The sequence below is a fragment of the Citrobacter sp. MGH105 genome (assembly GCF_001037485.2).
GTDB lineage: Bacteria > Pseudomonadota > Gammaproteobacteria > Enterobacterales > Enterobacteriaceae > Citrobacter > Citrobacter portucalensis.
This window is the reverse complement of the sequence record NZ_CP073048.1, coordinates 2868923-2890581: the sequence shown is the minus strand read 5'-3', so window position 1 is coordinate 2890581 and position 21659 is coordinate 2868923. Positions and strand designations below refer to the sequence as shown.

Annotated in this window: 20 protein-coding genes; 14 read left to right on the top strand and 6 right to left on the bottom strand. The window is 52.6% G+C overall.

The annotated features are described in order from the left end of the window. Positions 1 to 14 precede the first annotated feature (14 nt). From sufC to ldtE, 5 genes are all read left to right on the top strand, one after another. Entirely contained in the window at positions 15 to 761 is a 747-nt protein-coding gene (gene sufC / locus SK35_RS13825; RefSeq protein WP_003832649.1) for a Fe-S cluster assembly ATPase SufC, read from the top strand. After that, positions 736 to 2007, top strand: a complete 1272-nt coding sequence (gene sufD, locus SK35_RS13820; protein ID WP_048214310.1) for a Fe-S cluster assembly protein SufD — start codon at positions 736 to 738, stop codon at positions 2005 to 2007. The genes sufC and sufD overlap by 26 nt, the downstream gene beginning before the upstream one ends. Further along, positions 2004 to 3224 (top strand): cysteine desulfurase SufS, encoded by a 1221-nt coding sequence (gene sufS, locus SK35_RS13815; RefSeq protein ID WP_008784609.1) that lies wholly within the window; start codon positions 2004 to 2006, stop codon positions 3222 to 3224. The genes sufD and sufS overlap by 4 nt, the downstream gene beginning before the upstream one ends. Before the next feature lie 12 nt (positions 3225 to 3236). Then, positions 3237 to 3653, top strand: a complete 417-nt coding sequence (sufE, locus tag SK35_RS13810) for a cysteine desulfuration protein SufE (RefSeq protein WP_003832654.1) — start codon at positions 3237 to 3239, stop codon at positions 3651 to 3653. Positions 3654 to 3776: 123 nt separating this feature from the next. Then, complete coding sequence (gene ldtE / locus SK35_RS13805) at positions 3777 to 4781, top strand: L,D-transpeptidase LdtE (RefSeq protein WP_032943210.1); 1005 nt, start codon at positions 3777 to 3779, stop codon at positions 4779 to 4781. 68 nt (positions 4782 to 4849) lie between these two features. Here the strand turns inward: ldtE and lpp are convergent, their stop codons facing one another. The 3 genes from lpp to ynhH form a co-directional block, all read right to left on the bottom strand. After that, entirely contained in the window at positions 4850 to 5086 is a 237-nt protein-coding gene (gene lpp, locus SK35_RS13800; protein ID WP_003029373.1) for a murein lipoprotein Lpp, read from the bottom strand. A 309-nt stretch (positions 5087 to 5395) separates the two neighbouring features. After that, a complete protein-coding gene (gene pykF / locus SK35_RS13795; protein WP_003029366.1) occupies positions 5396 to 6808 on the bottom strand; it encodes a pyruvate kinase PykF in 1413 nt (470 codons plus the stop codon). 7 nt (positions 6809 to 6815) lie between these two features. Next, a complete protein-coding gene (gene ynhH, locus SK35_RS26875; RefSeq protein WP_244293978.1) occupies positions 6816 to 7010 on the bottom strand; it encodes a protein YnhH in 195 nt (64 codons plus the stop codon). A gap of 375 nt (positions 7011 to 7385) precedes the next feature. Here ynhH and SK35_RS13790 point away from each other — a divergent pair, with 375 nt between their 5' ends. The 3 genes from SK35_RS13790 to SK35_RS13780 are packed head-to-tail and all read left to right on the top strand — an operon-like array spanning position 7386 to position 9903. Next, complete coding sequence (locus tag SK35_RS13790; protein ID WP_032943213.1) at positions 7386 to 8408, top strand: methionine ABC transporter ATP-binding protein; 1023 nt, start codon at positions 7386 to 7388, stop codon at positions 8406 to 8408. Then, complete coding sequence (locus SK35_RS13785) at positions 8401 to 9069, top strand: methionine ABC transporter permease (protein ID WP_048214308.1); 669 nt, start codon at positions 8401 to 8403, stop codon at positions 9067 to 9069. Before SK35_RS13790 ends, SK35_RS13785 begins: the two co-directional genes overlap by 8 nt. A 21-nt stretch (positions 9070 to 9090) precedes the next feature. Beyond that, positions 9091 to 9903 carry a MetQ/NlpA family ABC transporter substrate-binding protein gene (locus SK35_RS13780; protein ID WP_003029358.1) on the top strand — a complete coding sequence of 271 codons (813 nt, stop codon included), beginning with the start codon at positions 9091 to 9093 and terminating at the stop codon, positions 9901 to 9903. Between the two features lie 94 nt (positions 9904 to 9997). Here SK35_RS13780 and ttrA read toward each other — a convergent pair whose 3' ends face one another. From ttrA to ttrB, 3 genes are read right to left on the bottom strand one after another with little or no spacing between them, the layout of a single operon-like run. Then, positions 9998 to 13063, bottom strand: coding sequence for a tetrathionate reductase subunit TtrA (ttrA, locus tag SK35_RS13775; RefSeq protein WP_000002334.1), 3066 nt, complete (start codon positions 13061 to 13063; stop codon positions 9998 to 10000). Beyond that, positions 13056 to 14078 (bottom strand): tetrathionate reductase subunit TtrC, encoded by a 1023-nt coding sequence (ttrC, locus tag SK35_RS13770; RefSeq protein WP_001016644.1) that lies wholly within the window; start codon positions 14076 to 14078, stop codon positions 13056 to 13058. Before ttrC ends, ttrA begins: the two co-directional genes overlap by 8 nt. Next, positions 14079 to 14813, bottom strand: a complete 735-nt coding sequence (gene ttrB / locus SK35_RS13765) for a tetrathionate reductase subunit TtrB (RefSeq protein ID WP_020996438.1) — start codon at positions 14811 to 14813, stop codon at positions 14079 to 14081. Positions 14814 to 15040: 227 nt separating this feature from the next. Between ttrB and ttrS the strand changes: the two genes are divergently transcribed. From ttrS to SK35_RS13735, 6 genes are all read left to right on the top strand, one after another. Then, complete coding sequence (gene ttrS / locus SK35_RS13760) at positions 15041 to 16774, top strand: tetrathionate respiration histidine kinase TtrS (protein WP_103014617.1); 1734 nt, start codon at positions 15041 to 15043, stop codon at positions 16772 to 16774. Further along, complete coding sequence (gene ttrR / locus SK35_RS13755; RefSeq protein WP_008784617.1) at positions 16749 to 17333, top strand: tetrathionate respiration response regulator TtrR; 585 nt, start codon at positions 16749 to 16751, stop codon at positions 17331 to 17333. The genes ttrS and ttrR overlap by 26 nt, the downstream gene beginning before the upstream one ends. A 92-nt stretch (positions 17334 to 17425) precedes the next feature. Next, positions 17426 to 17635: a fumarate hydratase FumD gene (fumD, locus tag SK35_RS13750; RefSeq protein ID WP_003029345.1), complete on the top strand. Its 210-nt coding sequence runs from the start codon at positions 17426 to 17428 to the stop codon at positions 17633 to 17635. Between the two features lie 494 nt (positions 17636 to 18129). Then, entirely contained in the window at positions 18130 to 18756 is a 627-nt protein-coding gene (locus tag SK35_RS13745) for a ferredoxin-like protein (RefSeq protein ID WP_003029338.1), read from the top strand. A 120-nt stretch (positions 18757 to 18876) separates the two neighbouring features. After that, positions 18877 to 20979, top strand: coding sequence for an aldehyde ferredoxin oxidoreductase (locus SK35_RS13740; RefSeq protein WP_003832676.1), 2103 nt, complete (start codon positions 18877 to 18879; stop codon positions 20977 to 20979). A gap of 10 nt (positions 20980 to 20989) precedes the next feature. Next, entirely contained in the window at positions 20990 to 21655 is a 666-nt protein-coding gene (locus SK35_RS13735; protein WP_048214306.1) for a YdhW family putative oxidoreductase system protein, read from the top strand. Positions 21656 to 21659 lie beyond the last annotated feature (4 nt).

Genomic DNA, 21659 nt, shown 5'->3' with positions numbered 1-21659 from the left:
TTTAAGGAAAGCACATGTTAAGCATCAAAGATTTACAGGTCAGTGTGGAAGATAAGGCGATCCTGCGTGGGTTGAGCCTTGAGGTTCGACCCGGAGAAGTTCACGCCATTATGGGACCAAACGGTTCGGGGAAAAGTACGCTTTCCGCAACTCTCGCTGGACGGGAAGACTACGACGTCACTGGCGGAACGGTAGAGTTCAACGGCAAGGATTTACTGGAACTGTCGCCGGAAGACCGGGCCGGTGAAGGGATCTTTATGGCATTCCAGTATCCGGTGGAAATCCCTGGCGTCAGTAACCAGTTTTTCCTGCAAACGGCGCTGAATGCGGTGCGGAGTTACCGTGGCGAAGAGTCGCTGGATCGATTCGACTTCCAGGATCTGATGGAAGAGAAAATAGCGCTGCTGAAGATGCCGGAGGATTTGCTCACGCGCTCGGTAAACGTCGGTTTCTCCGGCGGTGAGAAAAAACGTAATGACATTCTGCAAATGGCCGTGCTGGAGCCTCAGTTGTGCATTCTTGATGAGTCAGACTCCGGGCTGGATATTGATGCGCTGAAAATCGTTGCGGATGGCGTGAACTCGCTGCGTGACGGGAAACGCTCATTCATTATCGTCACTCACTATCAGCGCATCCTGGACTATATCAAACCCGATTTTGTTCACGTTCTCTACCAGGGGCGAATTGTGAAGTCCGGTGATTTTACGCTGGTCAAACAACTGGAGGAGCAAGGTTATGGCTGGCTTAGCGAACAGCAGTAACGTGCTGCAACAGTGGCATCATCTGTTTGAGACGCAAGGGGAGACACGCTCACACCATGCGCAGCAGCACTTGCAACAGATGCTGCGTCTGGGGCTGCCAACGCGTAAACATGAGGACTGGAAATACACGCCGCTGGAGGGATTAACCAACAGCCAGTTTGTCAGTCATGTCGCTGAGATAACGTCAGCCCAATGTGCAGCGTTGTCGCCGACAATTGATGCTGTACGACTGGTGTTTGTTGACGGGCAATTCTCTCCGACGCTCAGCGACAGTACAGACGGTAGCGGTTTTGACATTACCATTGACGATGCGCGCCAGGTGCTGCCAGCGGCTATCCAACCGGAAGTGTTTTTGCACCTTACCGAAAGCCTGTCCCGTAGCGTAACGCACATTCAGGTGAAGCGTAACCAGCGCCCCGCGAAACCGCTGCTGCTGCTGCACATAACCCAGGGGCTGGCGGGCGATGAGGTGAATACGGCGCACTATCGCCACCATCTGGAGCTAGCGGAAGGCGCAGAAGCCACCGTCATTGAACACTATGCCAGCCTCAGCGAGCGTCGCCATTTCACCGGCGCACGCTTAACGATGAACGTCGCGGCAAACGCCCATTTGCGCCATATCAAACTGGCGTTCGAAAATCCGTTTAGTCACCACTTCGCGCATAATGACATTCAATTGGGCGCGGATGCTACTGCCGTTAGCCACAGTTTCTTGCTTGGTGATGCGGTATTGCGCCATAACACCAGTACGCAGCTTAACGGTGAAAACACCACGCTTCGGCTGAACAGTCTGGCGATGCCGGTGAAAAATGAAGTCTGTGATACACGGACCTGGCTTGAGCACAACAAAGGGTATTGCAACAGTCGCCAGCTGCATAAAACGATTGTCAGCGATAAGGGACGAGCGGTCTTCAATGGTCTGATCAACGTCGCCCAGCACGCCATCAAAACCGACGGTCAGATGACCAACAATAATTTGTTGCTCGGAAAGCTGGCGGAGGTTGATACCAAGCCACAGCTCGAAATTTACGCCGACGATGTGAAATGCAGCCACGGGGCGACGGTAGGACGGATCGACGACGAACAGATGTTCTATCTGCGTTCGCGAGGGATCGGCCAGCAGGATGCTCAACACATGATTCTCTATGCGTTTGCCGCTGAGCTGACAGAAGCCCTGGGCGATGAAACGCTGAAACAACAGGTACTGGCGCGGATCGCCCAACGCTTGCCGGGAGGCGCAGCATGACATTTCCCATTGAAAAAGTACGGGCAGACTTTCCGGTCCTGACGCGTGAAGTGAACGGTTTACCGTTGGCGTATCTGGACAGCGCTGCCAGCGCGCAAAAACCCAATCAGGTGATTGATGCCGAGGCCGAGTTTTATCGTCACGGCTATGCGGCGGTCCACCGAGGTATTCATACGCTGAGCGCCCAGGCCACGGAAAAAATGGAAAATGTGCGCAAGCTTGCCTCGTTGTTTATTAACGCCCGCTCAGCGGAAGAGCTGGTGTTTGTTCGTGGTACGACGGAAGGCATCAATCTGGTGGCGAACAGCTGGGGCAGCAGCAATGTGCGAGCGGGCGATAACATTATCATCAGCGAAATGGAGCACCACGCCAATATTGTGCCCTGGCAGATGCTGTGTGCCCGCGTAGGGGCAGAGCTGCGCGTTATTCCGCTCAATGCCGATGGTACGTTGCAGCTGGAGACGCTGCCGACGCTGTTTGACGATCGTACGCAACTGCTGGCGATTACCCACGTTTCTAACGTGTTGGGTACCGAGAACCCGTTATCGGAAATGATTGAGCTGGCGCATCAATACGGCGCAAAAGTGTTGGTGGATGGCGCACAGGCGGTGATGCATCATCAGGTGGATGTCCAGGCACTGGATTGCGATTTTTATGTTTTCTCCGGGCATAAACTTTATGGACCAACCGGTATTGGCGTTCTGTATGCCAGAGAGTCGCTGTTGCAGGAGATGCCACCCTGGGAAGGCGGTGGTTCAATGATTGCGACGGTGAGTTTGAGTCAGGGAACAACGTGGGCTAAAGCCCCCTGGCGTTTTGAAGCCGGAACGCCAAATACCGGAGGTATTATCGGACTCGGCGCGGCTATTGAGTATGTTTCAGCACTGGGGCTTACTGAAATCAGCGAATATGAACAGTTCATGATGCGCTATGCGTTGGAGCAACTGGCGGATGTGCCGGATTTGACACTCTACGGACCGGATAACCGCCTGGGTGTGATTGCATTTAACCTTGGTAAACATCACGCCTTTGACGTCGGCAGTTTTCTTGATAACTATGGAATAGCCGTGCGGACGGGGCATCACTGCGCTATGCCGCTGATGGCCTACTATAACGTTCCTGCTATGTGCCGGGCGTCGATTGCAATGTACAACACCCATGAAGAAGTGGATCGCCTGGTAACGGGCCTCAAGCGTATTCATCACTTACTGGGCTAACAGGGAGGCGTTATGGCTGCGCTACCGGATAAAGAAAAGTTGTTGCGTAATTTTCTGCGTTGCGCTAATTGGGAAGAGAAATACCTGTACATTATTGAGCTGGGTCAGCGTTTGCCGGAATTAAACGACGACTTACGCTGCCCGGAAAATAGCATCCAGGGATGTCAAAGTCAGGTATGGATTGTTATGAACCAGAATGGCGAAGGGATTATTGAATTACAGGGCGACAGTGATGCGGCAATTGTGAAAGGACTTATTGCCGTGGTGTTCATTTTGTATGATCGCATGACGGCCCAGGATATTGTGAATTTTGATGTGCGTCCGTGGTTTGAAAAAATGGCGCTCGCACAGCACCTCACGCCGTCTCGTTCACAAGGGCTGGAGGCGATGATTCGGGCTATTCGCGCCAAAGCCGCAACTCTTAGCTAAACTGATAAAACACGTTAACTTTCAGACCGACTTGAAAGCGTTCGTGTAAGGCAACGCAGTGACTCGTAAGCCGGATTGGGCGCTCGCCGCCGTCCGGCAAGAACGCCAGGGGGGTGAGTGAGTATGAAACGCGCGTCTGTTATTACGTTAATGCTAATCGGCGCTTACAGCGCTATTCAGGCCGCATGGGCGGTCGATTATCCTTTGCCCCAGGCGAACAGCCGCCTTGTTGGGCAAAACCAAACCTACACCGTGCAGGAAGGCGATAAAAACCTACAGGCGATAGCCCGTAAGTTTGATACCGCTGCCATGCTGATCCTTGAAGCCAACAACACTATTGCCCCCGTACCTAAACCCGGAACCCTGATTACTATTCCCTCACAATTACTGCTGCCGGATGCACCACGCGAAGGCATTATTGTGAATCTGGCGGAACTGCGTCTGTATTACTTCCCGCCAGGAGAGAATATTGTTCAGGTATTCCCAATTGGTATCGGTTTGCAGGGGCTGGAAACGCCGGTAATGGAAACCCGGGTTGGGCAGAAAATCCCGAATCCTACCTGGACCCCTACACCAGGCATCCGTAAACGCTCTCTGGAGCGCGGCATCACATTACCGCCTGTTGTACCTGCCGGGCCAAATAACCCGTTAGGACGCTTTGCACTGCGTCTGGCGCATGGAAACGGTGAGTATCTGATCCATGGCACCAGCGCGCCGGACAGCGTGGGCCTGCGTGTGAGTTCTGGTTGTATTCGCATGAACGCGCCGGACATTAAAGCACTGTTTGCTCAGGTCCGCACAGGCACGCCGGTGAGGGTGATTAATGAGCCGATAAAATATTCGATTGAGCCGAACGGCATGAGGTATGTCGAAGTGCATCGACCGCTGTCGCCGGAAGAGGAACAAAACGTCCAGACCATGCCGTATGTGCTGCCAGCCGGTTTTACCCAGTTTAAAGACAATAAAGCGGTGGATAACAGTCTGGTGGAAAGGGCGTTGTATCGTCGCGCAGGTTATCCGGTCACCGTCACTGCCGGGCAAGCATCGGTCGCGAGCAATGGGCCAGAAGTGAAGTCTGCGCAAAATGGCGTGCCGGGAGGAGATGCTGAGGTGCGCGCTACGCAATAACAGGGAAGGGGAATTCAGAGCAAAAAAAATGGCGCACAATGTGCGCCATTTTTATTACACAGATACTATTACTTGCGGTATTTAGTAGCTGCGTTGTCCAGACGCTGGTTAGCGCGAGCTGCGTCATCTTTAGCAGCCTGAACGTCGGAACGCATTGCGTTCACGTCGTTGCTCAGCTGGTCAACTTTAGCGTTCAGAGTCTGAACGTCAGAAGACAGCTGATCGATTTTAGCGTTGCTGGAGCAACCTGCCAGCAGAGTAGAACCCAGGATTACCGCGCCCAGTACCAGTTTAGTACGATTCATTATTAATACCCTCTAGATTGAGTTAATCTCCATGTAGCGTTACAAGTATTACACAAACTTTTTTATGTTGAGAATATTTTTTTGATGGGAATGCACTTATTTTTGATCGTTCGCTCAAAGAAGCATCGAATTGTGCAAAAACGGCTAAAAACCCGAGTGAAAACAGAAAGCTTCCATCGGATTCATCTTAGATAATCACGGATTAGATAGTGAAATCCGATTTGATTTTTTATTAATTGTGGCTATCGATAAAATAAAAAAAGCGCCACCAGGGCGCTTTTTTAAGCAAATTAATTCGCGATGGAATTATTACAGCACGTGAACGGATGCGGTGTTGGTGGTGCCGCTCGGAACCAGTGCACCAGAAACCATAACCACAACGTCACCTTTCTGAGCCAGACCGCTTTCCAGAGCGACTTCTTTACCCAGACGATAGAAATCATCGGTAGAGCTGATTTCTTTAACCACCTGTGCAACAACGCCTTTGCTCAGCACCAGCTGACGCGCGGTAGTTTCGTTGGTGGTCAGCGCCAGGATGGTGGCATCCGGGAAGTATTTACGTACTGCGCGAGCGGATTTACCACCCTGGGTTGCGACGACGATCAGCGGCGCGTCCAGTTTTTCAGCAGTTTCAACCGCGCCACGGCAAACGGCTTCGGTGATGCGCAGTTTGCGGCTGTCGTTGTTGAAGTCCAGACGGCTGGTCATCACACGGTCAGTACGCTCACAGATGGTCGCCATGATGGTAACGGCTTCCAGAGGGTATTTACCTTTTGCAGACTCGCCAGACAGCATTACTGCGTCGGTACCGTCGAGGATGGCGTTCGCTACGTCACCGGCTTCAGCGCGGGTCGGACGCGGGTTTTTGATCATGGAGTCCAGCATCTGGGTCGCAGTGATAACGACTTTACGTGCACGGATACATTTTTCGATGATCATCTTCTGCGCGAAGATAACTTCTTCAACCGGGATCTCAACGCCCATATCGCCACGCGCAACCATGATGCCGTCAGACGCTTCGAGGATTTCGTCGAAGTTGTTCAGGCCTTCCTGGTTTTCGATTTTGGAGATGATCTGGATGTTTTCGCCGCCGTGCGCTTTCAGGTGCTCACGGATTTCAACGACGTCAGAACGCTTACGGATAAAGGACGCTGCAACGAAGTCAACGCCTTGCTCGCAACCGAAGATCAGGTCTTGTTTGTCTTTTTCAGCCAGTGCTGGCAGCGCGATGGAAACGCCCGGCAGGTTAACGCCTTTGTTTTCGCCCAGGTCGCCGTTGTTCAGCACTTTACAGATAACTTTGTTACCTTCGATGGCGGTAACTTCCATGCCGATCAGACCATCGTCAACCAGAACGGTGTTGCCGACAGACAGATCTTTAGTGAAGCCTTCGTAAGTTACAGCAACGATTTCGTTGTTGCCTACGACAGATTTGTCGGTGGTGAAGGTGAAGGTCTGGCCCGCTTTCAGGGAAACGTCGTTACCGCCTTCCAGTTTGATGGTACGGATTTCCGGACCTTTGGTGTCGAGCAGGATTGCGGCTTTCTTGCCGGTTTTGCTCATAACGTTGCGCAAATTCTTGATGCGCTGACCGTGTTCTGCGTAGTCGCCGTGGGAGAAGTTCAGACGCATGACGTTCATGCCCGCGTCCAGCATTTTGGTTAACATCTCTTCGGATTCGGTTTTCGGACCGATGGTGCAAACAATTTTCGTCTTTTTCATGACAGTCTTAGTCTTTAAGTTGAGAAGGATATGGAAATCTGGCTCCCATCGCGCACGGATGGGAAGCTAAACCTGAGTTACGAAAGTTGTGATGCCTCGCTCTAAGGATAGGTGACATCGAAAAAGCGTGCAGAGGAATGTGTGCTTGTGTTTCAGCCCAACGGGATGGTGAGTTCTGTAGTCGTTGAGTTTTACAGGTCAATGTGCTGAAACCATTCAAGAGACAATTGGCGCGCATTATACGCTGAAAATTATCAAAAAGGAAAATGGAAACAGCGTTTCAAAACACTTCTGTGAAGTTTTACAAAAATTATTCATTAATTTGTTCATCGGTATGGATAAAGAGGTTATCCGGCGTTGCGATTTGTTGCGCAACAAACAGCATTTAACATCTCGATGACTACGTTTTATGCTGTTGACGTCGATGCAGCACTATATTTCTAAAAGTTATATCAAATGCGTTTTAATTCATTTTAAAAGCCAATTCCACTGATTACACTCGTTTGGACATCCATACTGCTAAACAGCTAAAAGCGCTAGCAGAAGAACAATAAGTAGCAGCGGATACCTAAACGACATGATTGTCCTGAAAAATATTTCGAAAGTGTTTACGCCAGGCAGGCTTGCCATCACCGCTGTCGATAACGTCAACCTGACGGTTGAACAGGGGCAGATTTACGGCATTATTGGTTACAGCGGGGCAGGTAAAAGCACCTTAATTCGTTTGCTCAATGGTCTCGAAAAACCAACTTCCGGCAGCGTGACGATTAACGGCCACGATATCTCGGCCGCCAGTGGGGAATCGTTACGCCAGGCGCGACTGAAAATCAGCATGGTGTTTCAACACTTCAATTTGTTGTGGTCGCGGACCGTTAGCGAAAACATTGCGTTCTCTATGCAAATCGCCGGTGCGTCCAAAGCGTCCATCAAAACGCGGGTTGCTGAACTGATTACGCTGGTTGGGCTGAGTGGTCGTGAAAATGCGTATCCTTCCCAGCTCAGCGGTGGGCAAAAACAGCGTGTAGGAATTGCTCGTGCGCTGGCGAACAATCCAGATGTCCTGCTGTGTGACGAAGCCACCTCGGCGCTGGATCCGCAAACTACCGATCAGATCCTCGATTTACTCCTCGATATAAACCGTCGCTTCAAATTGACCATTGTGCTGATCACTCATGAAATGCACGTGGTACGCAAAATCTGCGATCGCGTCGCGGTAATGGAAAACGGCAAGGTCGTTGAGGAAGGTGATGTGCTCAGCGTCTTTACCCATCCTCAGCAGCCTATTACCCGACAGTTTGTTCGTCAGGTGAGCCAGTACACCGAAGAAGACGAGTTTAATCCGCAGCTGGCAAGCGAGTTGGGTGGGGTGGTTATCAAATTAACCTTTACCGGGCAACGTACCCATCGGCCTGTGGTTGGGGAATTGACCCTGCGCTATGGCCTGCCGTTCAACATCTTGCACGGCAAAATGACGCAAACCGCACACGGCGTGTTTGGTCAACTCTGGGTGCACGTGGTGGCCTCTGAGGAACAATTGAACAATATTTTGGCCGACCTGCGCCAGAGCGACATTGAAGGCGAGGTGATTCAACATGGCTGAAGAACTGTTTCCCCATCTGAAGTGGGATCAACTGTTAGCGGCAACCCAGGAAACGCTGTATATGACAGCTCTTTCGGGGGCGGCGACCTTTATTCTGGGCATCGCGCTTGGCCTGGCATTGTTCCTGACAGCGCGCGGCGGATTGTTCCCTAATCGTGCGGTATATAGTGCTATTTCACTGGTGGTGAATATCTTTCGTTCGATCCCATTCATCATTTTGATCGTGCTGCTGATCCCGTTTACCAAAGCGATGGTAGGCACCATTCTCGGCGCCAATGCCGCGTTGCCTGCGCTGATCGTGGGGGCCGCGCCGTTTTATGCGCGTCTGGTCGAAATCGCTCTGCGTGAAGTGGATAAAGGCGTTATTGAAGCGACGCGTTCGATGGGCGCACGGCTGAGCACGCTTATTTTTCGAGTTTTACTGCCGGAATCCTCTCCTGCTCTGGTGTCCGGGATCACCGTGACGCTAATTGCGTTGGTTAGCTACAGCGCGATGGCAGGGGTAATTGGTGCCGGTGGTTTAGGGAATTTGGCCTATCTGGAAGGATTCCAGCGCAACCACAGCGACGTCACGCTGGTGGCGACGGTGACGATTTTGCTCATTGTCTTCATCATCCAGCTTTGCGGCGATGTGATCACCTCTCTGTTAGATAAACGCTAATAAAATACGGAAACCATTATCATGAAAAAATCACTGACGTTACTCGCCGCAGCAACCTTAAGCGCCCTGAGCTTTGCCTCCTGGGCTGATACTCTGACCGTTGGCGCGTCTAACGTGCCGCATGCGGAGATCCTTGAACAGGCCAAACCGATTCTGGCGAAGCAGGGGATCGATCTGGAGATTAAACCGTTCCAGGATTACATTCTGCCGAACACTGCGCTGGCTGGCCGTGAGATTGATGCCAACTACTTCCAGCATATTCCGTACCTGAACAGCGTGATTAAAGACCATGCAGGCGATAAAACGTATGACTTCGTTAGCGCCGGAGCGATTCACATTGAGCCGATTGGTATCTATTCGAAAAAAGTGAAATCACTTAAAGATCTGCCGGAAGGCGGCAAAGTCATCATGCGTGATGCGGTATCTGAGGAAGGTCGTATTCTGTCGATTTTCGAAAAAGAGGGTGTGATCAAGCTGAAGCCGGGCGTGGATAAAGTAACCGCGCGCATTAGCGATATCGTCGAAAACCCGAAAAAGCTGAAGTTCCTGCCAAACGTGGAAGCCGCGCTGTTACCGCAGATGTATAACAACGACGAAGGCGATGCGGTGGTGATTAACGCCAACTACGCCATCGATGCCGGGCTGGATCCAGTGAAAGATCCTATTGCCGTTGAAAGTGGTGAAAACAACCCGTATGCCAACATCATTACCGTGCATCGTGGCGACGAGAAGAAAAAGGATATCGTAGCGTTGGTTGATGTCCTGCATTCAAAAGAGATCCAGGACTGGATCCGTACTAAATATAAAGGTGCGGTGATCCCAGTAAACAACTAATCTGCTTTTTGCCGGGTGGCGGCAGTGCTTTATCCGGCCTACGATGTCCTGTAGGCCGGGTAAAACGCGTTCGCGATGCCATGCGGCACCAGAGCTACACTCGCTCAATTCTCGCTGGCAACCCCTGACGCACCGACGCACCCGACACCCAGTCAAGCCAGGTATTGGCTACCTGTCGGGTTGGGTCCGCAAAACCCAATTCGTTGAGATTAATCCCCGACTTAATCTGCTCATCAAACGCCATCGGCTCACCGTCGAGGGTATGCTGTGCCGCGCCCATTTCTTTATGTCCGTAACCATGTTCAATGGCGATGACACCCGGCATGACGCCATGCAGCAGGCTTATCTGCGCTTGCGCCTGACCACCAGGGGTGGTGATACGCACGATATCGCCGTGTGCTAAACCATACCGCTGACCATCCTGTGGATTGAGCGCCACCAGATTAACCGGCTTCAGATGATGAAGGCGTGGGATCACCGCCGTGGCGCTGGACATGGTATTGGATTTGAAGGAAATCAGCTTCAACGGCCACTCTTGTTCCGGGAACAACTCCTCGACCGCACGTCCATCTGACAGACGTGATGGATACCAGGCCGGGCAGCCGCTGTAGCGCTCGCCAGTAATCGCATGGCGGTGCGCGGCGACGTTCGCATTCCAGATTTGGAGCGGTTTTTCCCAGGCATTGCCGACGCGGTTATCAACTCGCCCGCTGTTGTCCGGCGCAAAGCGCCCGCCGCGGGAGTAGATAAACGCCACTCGGCTGATTTCATCGGTTTTCAACGTTTGGGTCATCACAGGCATGATCCGCTGGACCCCGGTCAGCGCTATGTCTTCCGGCTGTGCTTCAGCAACCGGAGCTTTGCCCATAAACGCAATATTGGCCGCGAGACGCAGGTAGTAATCTTCCGCACGGTTCAACGGATAGTGATTACCTTGCGGATCGGTAATTGCATTGTCGCCGAATCCAGGTAGCCCGATGCGCTTTGCCACTGCGATACAGAAAGACTCCATCGAGGCCGGTTGACCGTCAGCCGTGAGGCTGGTCGCCGATCTGACAACTGGCCAACGCGCGGTGGTGGCTTTGCTGGCCACGCCCGCCCACGGAGCGCTGAATCCCCAGCTTTCGAAGTTGTGGGTATCCGGCACGATGTAATCTGCCAGCGCCGTGGTTTCGTTCATAAAGGCGTCAATGGCAATAAACAGCGGCAGACGAGCAGGATCCTTGAGCTTTTCTTCCGCCACGCCGCGTAACCCCGCAATGCCGTAAAACGGGTTGGTCATGTTGGAGATCCAGGCTTTCAGCGGATAAGGGTAACCTTCAAGCGCCGAGACGAGGAGTTCGGTAAGCTGACCGGCGACAAACGGATACCACGGCGCTTTAGCCGGGAAGGGCGATTGCCCGGCAGCCACCTTATTGCGGTACTCTTCCGAAGACTCATAAGCGGTTTTACTGCGCGCGATGCTTAACCCTTTCGGTTTTACCTTCCCGGCGAAGCTGTCCATGTTGTAGCGCGGACCGTCGGTGGCACCATTAAATTTGCCGCCGCCGACGAACACGCCGCCTTCAAGGCTGAGGTTACCAATAAGCGCATTGAGCATCATCACCGACCAGGCGTTATAAAATCCATTGCCTGCCATCATTCCGCCGTGCGTGATCACCGCCGCTTTACGCCCGTGGCGGGTGAATGCGTCGGCCAGAACGGCAATGTCTGCTTCTGACACCCCACACTGCTGGCTGTACTGCGTTAGCGACAGTTTCTCTGCGGACTCACGCAGACACTGGAAGCTGCTTTTTACCGTTACTGTCTGCCCGTCGGCCAGCGTCACTTCACGGGTAACAAACAGCTGAGCGCGCGGGCAACTGCTGGCGGCGACAATCTCACCGGCCTCGTTGACGACCACCGGCTCCTGGGCTGCGTTTGCACTCAGATGGGCGAGGGTCAGGTGTTGTCCGGCAAGCGTTGGAATTTCATCGGTAATCACCAGATGCGTTGCATTAGTCCAGCTTTTTTCTCCTGCCTGCTGCATGGCCTGCACGCCGGGAATGGCGAGATAATCAGCGTTATAGCGTTGTTTATCGATAATCCAGCTTATCATCCCCATAGCCAGCGCGGAGTCGCTTCCCGGTCGTACGGGCTGCCAGTGGCCGCGATCGTCAGCCAGCACCGTGGTTAATGGCAGGGCTGGCGCCACCACAACATAGCGGAAGTCGTCACGTAAACGGGCGCTGGCCAGCTGGCGGGCCTGGCGCTTAAACGGGTTGCCGGATTGCGCCGGAGAGGTGCCCATAAACAGTGCGAATTCGACGTTATCCCAGTCGGGTTTTACGTGGGTATTTTTATCCAGATCGCCCATTAACGCACCTGAACCGGCCCGATAGGCCAGACCGCAGTAAGCGCCATGAGCGCCGAAGTTTTTACTGCCGAAACTGTTCAGTGCGAAGCGACGTAAAAAGGTATCACGTCCTTCATCGCTGGTATTGGTGACCAGCAGTTGATTGGATTTTGGGCCAAAGCCGGGATGTTTCGCATCAAGCGGTGTAGTGGGATCGTGGATAGCTCTCAGACCATCAACGTGGCCTTCACCAAACAAATCGCCACCTTCCACCACCTCTTTGATCAGCTGTTCGAAGCTGATGCGCTGCCATTTTCCTTCACCGCGTTTACCGACGCGCTTCATAGGCTCCAGAATACGTAGCGGGCTGTACAGACCTTCGAGTAAGGTTGCGCCACGGGCGCAGGCGGTAGAACGTGCGTCAAGACCTGACTCCCCGGTCAACTGTTCCATTGCCGTGGCAAAGGGGACAGAGGCGTCTATATGGTGCTCGTGCGACAACGGATGATAAGGGTTGCCCGCAATGCGCAGCACTTTGCCTTGCTCAGTGTCAACGCGAACCCGTACACCACACTGCGTCCAGCAACCAAAGCACTGCGTCATCGAGATCACCTGCTGCGGGTTTTGCTGCCAGTGAGGCCGGGCGTTGGCTTCGGGGATGAGCGCGTTGGCAAAAATGCGGTCACGGGTAATTTTGCCCGAGGTTCCGTCCAACAAACCGTCTATCGCGCGCTTTGCCACATCCCGATAACTCAGGCCAAAAGTCACCATGCCACCTACGGCAAGGCCGACTTTAAGCCACTGACGACGGGTTAAATTAGCCATGTTGCATTCTCCTTGCGATCGCGTTCAGGGCTTCACGAACAATAATAATCAGTGCTATCCACAGGCCGAAGGTACCCACAATAGCCAGCCAGCCATCGGTGCCGCCGGGCAGGGTATAGGGATTAAACTGCGCGTTAAATTTCGGTACGGTCTGCACCTGGATGAGTAACGTCCAGCGCATTAGCCAGCACAGCGCCATAGCGCTAAAAGCGAGTAATATGCGCAGCGGTAGCGATAAGGGGTAACGTACAACCAACCCGCAAAGAGCAAGCGAAACAAGCCATAGCGCAACCCAACCGATAGCGTAGTGTTGTGCTGAAGAGGCAACATCCAGCCACTGACGGATAGCCGAACCGGAAAGCGTATTCCCACTCGCCCAGATCGCCACCACGATAGCCAGCGCGATCAACGTGACCATTTGCCCCCACGCTAGCTTACGCGGTAGTGCGTCCTTGCTATTTGTCGTGGCAATAAGCAGGGCAAGAAATGTTTGCAGCGCGCTGAGGAACATCGCAACCGGAAAGGCGTAACTGAACCAAATGGGACGCGCCTGTACCACCGACACTTCACGGCCGGTGTAAACCAGCAATCCGATGGCGGACAGCGCGCTACCAAGTGCTAACCATTTTGTGACGCTGTAACTTTTTAGCGTTAGCCGTTTCACATGCTGCGCCAGAAACCACAGACCTAAAAAACCGGTAAACAGCGGTAAAAACAGCGCGCCCCACGGCATCCAGGACCATGGCGTCGGATACGCATAGAAGTGCCAGACGCGGGCGGTTTGGTGTAGATCAGCGGTCAGCGCCAGCGGCGCGGTAATCGCGCAGGTCAGGGCGATTAGCAGCGTCAGATTCTCCAGGTCTGCCGTTTCTTTTTTGCGCCAGTGGAGAACGCATGCGAACAGCGCGGCGCAGGCGGCAATGCCGATGAAAAAGAAATATTGTACGGCCCAGGGTAACCAGCTTACGTCCTGGGGATGGGCCAGAACCTCGTCGATAATCAGTGAATGGTTCATTTAAACCTCCTGCCAGAGAGCGGGTTGAGCTCGTCCCATCAATGGGGTGACAAACGCCTCATCCAGTCCCAGATAGAACACGTGAGGAGACGTACCGCTTTCCGGCTTCAGGACTTTGATGGCGTCATGGTGTTCATGCAGCATTTGTGAAATGCGGCTGTGCGGATCTTTAATATCGCCAATGATGCGCGCGCCGCCGACGCAGGATTCCACACAGGCCGGGAGCAGCCCCGCTTCGAGGCGGTGAACGCAAAAGGTACATTTATCGGCGGTTTGCGTTTCATGGTTGATGAATCGCGCATCATAAGGGCAGGCCTGCACGCAATAGGCGCAGCCCACGCAGCGTGTGTTGTCGACCACCACAATGCCGTCTTCGCGTTGGAAAGTGGCTTGTACCGGGCAAACGGGCACGCAAGGGGGATTATCACAATGGTTGCACAGTCGCGGCAGCAGGACGTTGGTAACGCTTTGCTGGCCTTCAATCTGTACTTGATACTGGTTGACGAGGGTACGAAATTCGCCCTGTGGCGTCTGGTTTTCAATGGCGCAACTGACGGTACAGGCCTGGCAGCCGATACAGCGTCGCAGGTCAACCAGCATGGCATAGCGATGCTGTTGTGAGCCTTCGTGGCGTTCTGGCGAAAAGGGAAATTGCGCCTGAGCCAGCGGAACCAGTGATGCGCCAGCGGTCAGGACGCCCAGTTGCTGGAGAAACTGCCGTTTACTGCTGTCCATATTTTCTCCCGTCACGATGCAACAACGAAACATTGGTCACGCCGTTGATTTGCGTGTGATGAATAAAGAATCTCAATGATTTACAGTGTAAAAATCGTGACGGGGTATACTCTATTGTGGTTAACCACATACCCGGCTTGTTGTTGATCTAAAACAACATAATTGACAGGGATAATTGAGTGGGACGCAACGTAGTAAGATGTCTGACGGTACTGGCGTCGCTGTGGATGCTAAGCGGCGCGGTCAGGGCGCAGACATGGAACATTGGCGTTTTGGCGATGCGCGGGGAGGTTTCTACACGTAATCACTGGCAGCCGCTGGAAACCTTGTTGAATCAGCAAATCCCCGGTGAGCAGTTTCATATTCAACCGCTGGACCTGCGGCAGATGCAGGAGGCGGTGAATCGTGGAACGGTACACTTTGTGGTCACCAATCCGGCGCAGTTTGTCCAGCTTAACAGCCGCTCAGCGCTACGCTGGCTGGCGTCGTTACGATCCACCCGTGGTGGGAAAGCCACCAGTAACGTGATTGGCAGCGCCATTCTCGTCAGGCGCGACAGTGGGTTAACCTCCGCACACGATCTGATCGGCAAAACGGTTGGCGCCATTGATGCTCAGGCGTTTGGCGGCTATTTGCTGGGATATAAAGCGCTCAGTGATGCCGGTCTGCGCCCTGAACGTGATTTACGTCTGACGTTTACCGGATTTCCCGCCGATGCCTTACTCTATTTATTACGTGAAAAAGCCGTGCAGGCGGTGATCGTGCCGGTGTGCCTGCTGGAAAAAATGGATGAAGAAGGCCTCATCCGTAAAACCGATTTTATGACCGTGTTGAATCATCCGACTTCAATTCCCTGTTTAACCAGTACGCCGCTCTATCCGGACTGGTCATTTGCCGCACTACCTGCAGTGAGTGACGAGCTGGCCGATCGCGTCACGCGGGTACTGTTCAATGCACCGCAAAACGCGACGTTTCGCTGGGGTGCGCCCGCCTCGACCCGTGAAGTAGAAGCGTTGCTGCGCGACGTCCGACAGCATCCGCAGCAGCGTCAGCTGTGGCTGGATGTCAAAAGCTGGTTTATTCAACACCGACTGGCGATGGGGGGCGTGGTCATCGTATTGCTGTTGCTTACGCTCAATTACATCTGGGTGATGCTGTTGGTTCGCCGACGTGGCAGGCAGCTGGAGCGGAACAACGTGTTGTTGCACAAACAGGAACAGGCGCTGGAGACTGCCCGCCAAATGAGCGTGCTGGGGGAGATGACCTCCGGTTTTGCCCATGAACTCAATCAGCCGTTGTCTGCTATCCGTCATTATGCCCAAGGCTGTCTAATTCGCCTGCGTGGTCAGGATGAGCAGCATCCGTTGCTGCCCGCGCTTGAGCACATAGACGCCCAGGCACAACGAGGAGCCGATACGCTGCGCAATCTCCGACAGTGGGTCAGCCAGGCACAGGGCAATCCGGTACTCTCCGATGACTGGCAAGCCATCAACGTTCACGATGCTATCCATCACGTCTGGCAATTACTGCGCATGCCCCAGCAATTCCCGGCAGTAACGCTGCACACGCAGGTTAGCAAGGCGTTAACGTTGATGCTGCCAAGCGTTCTTCTTGAGCAGGTGCTGGCTAATCTGGTACTCAATGCCGCCCAGGCAGGTGCTACTACGGTATGGTTTAGCGCCCTGCACAAGGATGGTGGCGTGCGTATTCAGGTGCAGGATAATGCCGGAGGCATTGACGAGGCTCAGTTGTATCAGGCGTTTCAGCCGTTTATGACCACCCGTAAAGAAGGTATGGGACTAGGACTGGCAATTTGTCAGCGACTGGTGCGCTACGCAAACGGAGATATTGAGATCAAAAATCAGCAGGCCCCGGACGGTAAAGCGGGGGCGAGAGTGACATTGTATTTTAAGCCAAATCAGGAAGGAGGCCGTAGTGGCGATAATTCATCTGCTGGATGACGACATTGCCGTTACCCAGGCCTGTGCGTTTTTATTGGAAAGTCTGGGATATGAAGTGTCTTGCTGGGAGCAAGGCGAGAAATTCCTCGCCGAGGCAAATTTGCACCAGGTGGGCGTACTACTGCTGGATATGCGTATGCCGGTACTGGATGGGCACGCTGTGCATGAAATCATGCGTCAGAAAGCAAGTACGCTGGCGGTGGTCTTTCTCACCGGGCACGGCGACGTGCCGATGGCGGTTGAGCAAATGAAACGTGGCGCGGTCGATTTTTTGCAAAAACCCGTGTCAGCCGTGCCGCTTCAGGCGGCATTAGAACATGCCTTGCAGGTCTCGGCAGCGGCGTTCTCGCGACAAGAGATCATCTCATGCTACCAACAACTTACGCCAAAAGAACGGGAACTGGCGCATCTGGTAGCAAAAGGGTTAATGAATCGGGAAATTGCTGATGCCATGAATATTGCCGTGCGTACGGTTGAAGTGCACCGGGCGCGGGTGATGGAAAAAATGCAGGCAGGAAGTCTTGCTGAGCTCGTTAATCGACTTCAGAGAGTTCAGTAGAATGATGACATTTATTTGATTTTCATTGAATTTTGTCTAAATCCTCAGAGTGATATATGCTGTTGGTTTGAGTTAATGACGAGCGGGCAAAAATGGGAAATCAGACGAAAGACGACGAGTTGTACCGTGAAATGTGCAGAGTAGTCGGTAAAGTAGTGCTGGAAATGCGCGATCTGGGACAAGAACCTAAGCATATCGTCATTGCGGGAGTACTGAGAACCACCCTTGCTAACCAGCGCGTGAAGCGCAGTGAGTTAGAAAAACAGGCTATTGAGACCGTAATTAAAGCATTGGCCGGTTAATTCATAAAAAGAGGACCGCAGAAATTTTTTGCCGTCCTCTTATTCTCGATACGTTAATCTATCAATCTATATAATTTATCTCCGTTAATAATTGGTTGTAGAGAACTATAAATCGATATGTATTTATTTATATATCGGTGGCCGTGCAATATTATATTTGGGAGAGGGTTCACAAATATTTGTAATTTAAATGGGCTGCTATTTCACTCCATTTCTTAATGATAATAAATCTCACTCCGCATTAATTATATCCCTTCCGTTTTTTAATTGATGACGATCAAGACTATGTATGCTGAATAACCACATTATTTCTGCACCTAACCCTAAAGGATTAGATCCATTCAGTTTAACCACCGTCATTTACGCGATCAGGTTAGGGCAAAAATTTACGTGTTGTTGGCAACATTAACCGCCCGATATGGCTTGAGCTGCGCTGGTTTAAATTAGCCTGGATGTGTTGCTACCACAGCATTTGCGAAGAGGATGCGAAATAAATGAACCAGGTTGATCGTCCATTTTTAGATTGTGGTTTAACGCGACTAGAATTCCTGCGGATATCAGGGAAAGGACTGGCGGGATTAACGATTGCCCCCGCGCTGTTATCCCTATTTGGTTGTAAGCAGGAAGATGTCGATAGTGGGACCGTGGGGCTTATCAATACGCCGAAAGGGGTTCTGGTGACCCAGCGAGCCCGCTGTACAGGCTGTCACCGCTGTGAAATATCCTGTACCAATTATAACGATGGTGCCGTAGGGACCTTCTTTTCCCGGATAAAAATCCATCGCAATTTCTTCTTTGGCGATGATGGCGTCGGGTCCGGTGGTGGGCTGTATGGCGATTTAAACTATACCGCTGATACCTGCCGACAATGTAAAGATCCGCAGTGCATGAAGGTCTGCCCAATTGGTGCAATTACCTGGAAACAAGAAGACGGTTGTATTGCGGTGGACCACAAACGCTGTATTGGCTGTAGCGCGTGTACCACAGCCTGCCCGTGGATGATGGCGACCGTAAATACCGAAACGAAAAAATCCTCAAAATGTGTGTTATGCGGAGAATGCGCCAATGCTTGTCCGACTGGGGCATTAAAAATTATCGAGTGGAAAGATATTACTGTTTGATAGATAACAGGCATACCTGATTCGCGCCATTAATTGCCAAAAATACTGCAGTTTTAGATCAAAAAGCTGCCTGAAGAATGGCGGGTATATCTATTAAACCTTCTTGCAAAGGAAAACATGATGGCTAATGGTTGGACAGGTAATATTTTACGGGTCAATCTCACCACGGGTAATATCACCCTTGAAGATTCCAGTAAATTTAAAAAATTTGTCGGTGGGATGGGCTTTGGTTATAAAATTATGTACGACGAAGTCCCGCCAGGCACCATGCCTTTTGATGAAGGGAATAAACTGGTTTTTGCCACCGGACCATTGACGGGGTCAGGCGCTCCCTGTAGCTCCCGCGTCAATATCACCTCCTTATCGACGTTTACCAAAGGTAACTTAGTCGTAGATGCCCATATGGGCGGTTTCTTTGCTGCACAAATGAAATTCGCCGGTTACGACGCCATTATTATTGAAGGCAAGTCCGCATCACCGGTCTGGATCAACATCAAAGACGATAAAGTCAGCATCGAAAAAGCCGATTTCTTGTGGGGCAAGGGGACTCGCGCCACAACCGAAGAGATTTGTCGGATTACCAGCCCGGAAACCTGCGTTGCCGCTATTGGGCAGGCGGGTGAGAATCTGGTGCCACTGTCCTGCATGATCAACAGCCGCAACCACAGCGGCGGTGCAGGTACGGGTGCGGTGATGGGTTCTAAAAACCTGAAGGCCATTGCGGTAGAAGGGACCAAAGGCGTCAACATTGCCGATCGTAAAGAGATGAAGCGTCTCAATGACTACATGATGACCGAGCTTATCGGCGCCAACAACAACCACGTTGTGCCAAGCACCCCGCAGGCCTGGGCAGAATACTCTTCGCCAAACTCGCGCTGGACAGCCCGTAAGGGACTTTTCTGGGGCGCGGCAGAAGGGGGGCCAATCGAAACCGGTGAAATCCCGCCAGGCAACCAAAATACAGTGGGTTTCCGTACCTATAAATCGGTGTTCGATCTGGGGCCAGCCGCAGAAAAATACACGGTCAAAATGAGCGGCTGCCATTCATGCCCTATTCGTTGTATGTCGCAGCTCAATGTCCCGCGGGTGAAGGATTTTGGCGTGCCGAGTACCGGCGGCAACACCTGCGTGGCGAACTTTGTTCACACCACCATTTTCCCCAATGGCCCGAAAGATTTTGACGATAAAGACGATGGGCGAGTCGTAGGGAACCTGATCGGACTGAACCTGTTTGACGATTACGGTATCTGGTGTAACTACGGCCAGCTGCACCGTGACTTTACCTACTGTTATTCGAAAGGCGTCTTTAAACGCGTGCTGCCAGCCGAAGAGTACGCGGAGATCCGTTGGGATCAACTGGAGGCGGGCGATCCTAACTTTATCAAAGATTTCTACTATCGACTGGCGCATCGCGTGGGGGAACTCAGTCATCTTGCGGACGGTTCGTATGCCATTGCTGAACGCTGGGATTTGGGCGAAGAGTACTGGGGTTATGCCAAAAATAAACTGTGGTCGCCGTTTGGTTTTCCGGTCCACCATGCAAACGAAGCCTCGGCGCAGGTGGGGGCGATCACCAACTGTATGTTTAACCGTGACTGTATGGCGCACACCCATATCAACTTCATCGGTTCCGGTTTGCCGCTGAAATTACAGCGCGAAGTGGCGGGTGAGTTATTTGGGTCGCAGGACGCCTACGACGAAACCAAAAACTATACCCCAATCAATGCCGCCAAGATCAAATATGCCAAATGGACGCTGCTGAAAGTCTGCCTGCATAACGCGGTTACGCTGTGTAACTGGGTTTGGCCGATGACGGTTTCACCCCTTAAGAGCCGCAACTATCGCGGAGATTTGGATCTGGAAGCGAAATTCTTCCAGGCAGTCACCGGTGATGAAACCACGCAGGCGAGTCTGGACCTGGCCGCTGAACGCATCTTTACCCTGCATCGTGCCTATACGGTCAAACTGATGCAAACCAAAGATATGCGTAATGAACACGATCTCATCTGCTCCTGGGTGTTTGATAAAGATCCGAAAATTCCGGTCTTCACCGAAGGCACCGACAAGATGGACAGGGAGGATATGCGCCAGTCACTGACGATGTTCTATCAGGAAATGGGCTGGGATCCCGAGTTGGGTTGCCCAACGCGTGAAACCCTGAATCGACTCGGACTTGAAGACGTGGCAGCCGATTTGGCTGCGCAGGATCTGTTGCCAGCGTAAGGAACGCGAGATGACTAACGTGAGCAACGTTCAGGCACCCGTTGAGGCGCTTCCTGACGAGGTTGATAGCCAAAAGAGACACTGGCTACAGGCGTTTCACCCGCCGGTCGAGCGGGTGACTGCGCCGCAGGTTCAGGAAGCCGCCAGCCCGGAGTCGATTGTGGCAGATTTTATCCGCCAGCATTCGGCATCGGGGCACCTGGTGGCGCGCAGCGTGTTTCTGCAGCCACCTTATTCGGTCCCTGAAACCGATCTTAGCGCGCTGCTGGAAACGCTGTGCCAGGACGCGAATAACGCGGATATCACCCGTGTGCAGGGTGCGGAAGATGTCTATTTCTACTCAACGCAAACCATGACGGCAAACTACGCCGACATGTGCGTGCAGGTGGTGGAAAACGACATCTGTCGTGCGATTGCCGAGGCGGTACGCTTCGACTGTCGAACGTATCCTCGCCCCTATAAGGTCGCCATGTTGACGCAACCGCCGTACAGCTTTGAGTCTCAGCAGATTTCAGCGGCGCTCACGGCCATGGAAACGCACCCTGATTACGCAGATATACGTACTGTGGAATCGTCAAATGCGGAGCCTTATTTGTTCAGCGAACGTTTTATGAGTTATGGCAAAGCGTACGGCCTTTGTGAATGGCTTGAGGTTGAGCAGTATCAGAACCCCTGAAATA